This is a genomic window from Anabaena sp. UHCC 0253 (assembly GCF_009712085.1).
GTDB lineage: Bacteria > Cyanobacteriota > Cyanobacteriia > Cyanobacteriales > Nostocaceae > Dolichospermum.
Map to the genome: position 1 here is coordinate 863,684 of NZ_VILD01000001.1, position 3,082 is coordinate 866,765.

Consider the following 3,082-nt stretch of genomic DNA (forward strand, 5'->3'; position numbering starts at 1 on the left):
GTAGAAATATTACTCAACTTAATAGAGCAATTACAAGCAGAAGTTAAAGAATTACGAGCAGAAAATCAACAGTTAAAAGATGAAAATAACCGTCTGAAAGGAGAACAAGGTAAGCCAGACATCAAAGCCAATAAGAAAGAGTTGACCAATAATCACTCATCATAAAAAGAGCGAAAAGCTCCAAAAAAGCACAGCAAAAGCAGTAAGAACGGGACGATTAAAATAGATAGAGAACAAATACTGGAATATCCACAAGACAAACTACCAGCAGACGCAGAGTTTAAAGGGTATCAAGAAGTAATCATCCAAGACATCATCCTGAAAACAGACAACGTACTATTTCGGAAAGAGAAATACTACTCACCCTCAGCAGGAAAAACCTATTTAGCCTCTGGTCAATTTATCCCTGGCTAGATATTTTTCCCAATTCCGATTTATTGCTTGGATTTAATCACCTCATCAGTGCCATGAATGGATTTGTTCCCTTTTATTCTTCAGGATAATTTAGTTTATTTACTACTTACTTTATTCGGAAAGTGACAGAAGAGGGATACAATCTACTTGACCACAGCCAAGAAAGATAGACTAAGTGTGGTGAGAGTATTGCAAAACGAACGGGAACTGGAGTTAATCCTGAATCAACTTACATACGATTTGGTGGAGACTTTTCAAATCCCGACTAAATGGAAGACCGCGCTTAAACTATTACCTGAAAACAAAGTGTTGAGTGAGACTGAGTTTAACGCCCTGCTTGATACATATTTACCCAAACTGGGTTCTCAGCAGAGGACTCGGATCATCGAAGCAGCAGCCATTGCTTTCTATCATCAACAAACTGATTGGCCAGTGGTACAAACTCTGGTTTGTGATGATGCTTCCTCAGTTCAAGCTCCTGACTGATAGTATAGCTTTGTGCTGGGTACATGAGGGACGACATTACAAGAAATTGACTCCTTATGTTGCTTGTCATCAAAAGGCTCTTGATGACTTCTTGGATGATTTCTGGGATTACTACCAAGATTTACTCGCTTATAAGGATTCTCCTAGTCAACAAACGGCTGAAAAACTCCGGTCTGAGTTTTGGAAACTTTTTGATACTAAAAGTGGTTATCAACAATTAGATGAGCGAAAACAATTAACTTTGCTTAAAAGTTCGGAGTTGCTTTTAGTATTAGAGCATCCTGAATTGCCCTTGCATAATAATCCGGCGGAGTTAGCTGCTCGGACTATGGTGCAGCGACGTAATATTAGTTATGCTACTCAAACTTTAGAAGGTACTCAGGCTTGGGATACTTTTATGTCACTTGTTGCTACTACTCGTAAGTTAGGAATCAGCTTTTTTGAGTATGTGCGTGACCGGATTTCTCATCTTGGGAATATTCCCTCTTTGGCAACTATTGTTCGTGAACAATCTGCTCTCAATCACTTTGCTTGTTCATGAATGCCCGAATAACTCCTGACCCCGAAATATTGAGGGGATACGTTATAAACTTGATTCATTGGAAGCAGATCATATTGTTGCTATGAAGACTATTACAGAAATTCAAGACTTTAGTAGATTGTCATCAGAAAATCTACTAAAAGTTTTAAATAATCCAGATAATTTTATGGGATTAGGAAAAAGCTCTAATGCATCAAAACAAGATAAAAGTTGGGCTGAATGGGAAGGACATTCTGCGTTGGGAGCAGTTCCACCAGAATTTAAAGCTAAAATTATCAATGAAGAGCAAAGAATTAAATCTTTACTAGAAAATCAAATTCAAACATTAGTCAAAGAGCAACAATTAGGTGAATAGAGGCTTTTATGTATGAGTCAAATTACTAAATCCAATATTTTAAACTATCTCGAAAACTACTGCTATAATCCTCAATTAATTACAGATATCCAGGATATTCCTCAAGATGTTTTATCAAAAATTTCTCAATCATGGTTAGGTCTTTTATCTTTAGAGGAAGTTGATTTTACAAAATTACGAGAGTTATGGCAACCTATTCTTCACAGAGTTGAAGTGATAATTGAGGATTTAGAAAGTAGGTTACAAGGTTTAGCTATCTTAATAGAAGATAATAAACCTCCCTCTTTACTATACGTATTTCTCAATGATGAAGAACTATATTATCACCGGGGATTTCCTCCTTTACAAGAGCAGGAAATTATGGAAGGAATAAAACCTTTTTGGTCAAAATTACCAGAAGATTTAAAAAAATTGTACACCATTAATAATGGCTGGTTATCTCTGTTTGATCTTTCTATGGGACATAAACCTGTAGATAAAATATCAGTGTTATCATCAACAGAGTGGAATTTAGAACCTGAAGTAATTAGAAATCTGCCACTTAATTACACAAAAACAATTATATTATTTGCTAATGGCGGTAGCGGTTATATTGGCTTTGAACTGTCGGAAGATAATGAAATGAAAAAACCCAGGCCTCTAATTTTTTGGTCCAACAAACCTACAGAACCAGACTTGGATATCAAATTTTGGACAATTTTTAATACTTGGATCTCAATTGATTTACAATCTAAAGATTATAATCAAACATGGTTGGAGGAATGATACTGTTATTCAATGAACACAATCAAAAAAATCACAGCCGGCTTCTTTTTAACCATAGGTCTAGCCATCTTCATTTTAGGAACTGTAGACCTTACTAACCCCAATACTACCCAAAAAGGCAAAGAGGGAGCATTGGGAGCGATGGTATTATTTGGTTTACCATCAACTGCTTTAGGAACATGGATTATCTGGAGTTTACGTCAACAACATCAAAAACAACTTAAACAATTAAACTTAGAAAAAGAACAACTATTTCTGAATTTATTACAACAACAGGAAGGAGAAATCACTATTACTAAATTTGCCCTAGCGGCTCAAATTCCCATCGAAGAAGCCAAACTATATTTAGATGAAAAAGCTAAACAATTAAATGGCAACTTTGAAGCTAGTAATGAAGGTGGAATTATTTACAAATTCCCTACATAAGTGATAAAATATTCCTGAAAATTCATAAACAAAAACTATGGAAACCCAAAATAACGAAAACCCAACTCCTACAAAAACATTACAGCAAGAATATC

At 35.4% G+C, this 3,082-nt stretch carries 5 protein-coding genes; all 5 read left to right on the forward strand.

Going from position 1 to position 3,082, the window contains the following annotated elements; all coding sequences use genetic code 11:
- The first annotated feature begins 561 nt into the window (after positions 1 to 561).
- The 5 genes from FJR38_RS28105 to FJR38_RS03830 all read left to right on the forward strand — a co-directional run bounded on the left by FJR38_RS28105 (position 562) and on the right by FJR38_RS03830 (position 2,987).
- The gene (locus tag FJR38_RS28105) at positions 562 to 900 is read left to right on the forward strand and encodes a hypothetical protein (RefSeq protein WP_254445418.1); all 339 of its coding nucleotides are present in this window, start codon (positions 562 to 564) and stop codon (positions 898 to 900) included.
- A gap of 46 nt (positions 901 to 946) precedes the next feature.
- Positions 947 to 1,441 (forward strand): transposase, encoded by a 495-nt coding sequence (locus FJR38_RS28110; protein ID WP_254449335.1) that lies wholly within the window; start codon positions 947 to 949, stop codon positions 1,439 to 1,441.
- 82 nt (positions 1,442 to 1,523) lie between these two features.
- The gene (locus tag FJR38_RS03820) at positions 1,524 to 1,796 is read left to right on the forward strand and encodes a hypothetical protein (RefSeq protein ID WP_168500032.1); all 273 of its coding nucleotides are present in this window, start codon (positions 1,524 to 1,526) and stop codon (positions 1,794 to 1,796) included.
- 12 nt (positions 1,797 to 1,808) lie between these two features.
- On the forward strand, positions 1,809 to 2,561 hold the full coding sequence (locus FJR38_RS03825) for an SMI1/KNR4 family protein (protein WP_168500034.1): 753 nt from the start codon (positions 1,809 to 1,811) through the stop codon (positions 2,559 to 2,561).
- 12 nt (positions 2,562 to 2,573) lie between these two features.
- Positions 2,574 to 2,987 carry a hypothetical protein gene (locus FJR38_RS03830; RefSeq protein ID WP_168500036.1) on the forward strand — a complete coding sequence of 138 codons (414 nt, stop codon included), beginning with the start codon at positions 2,574 to 2,576 and terminating at the stop codon, positions 2,985 to 2,987.
- Positions 2,988 to 3,082 lie beyond the last annotated feature (95 nt).

Bases quoted from the DNA above. Each gene is read 5' to 3' on its own strand.
- FJR38_RS03825 (WP_168500034.1), top strand. From the start codon at position 1,809: ATGAGTCAAATTACTAAATCCAATATTTTAAACTATCTCGAAAACTAC.
- FJR38_RS03820 (WP_168500032.1), top strand. From the start codon at position 1,524: ATGAAGACTATTACAGAAATTCAAGACTTTAGTAGATTGTCATCAGAA.
- FJR38_RS03830 (WP_168500036.1), top strand. From the start codon at position 2,574: ATGAACACAATCAAAAAAATCACAGCCGGCTTCTTTTTAACCATAGGT.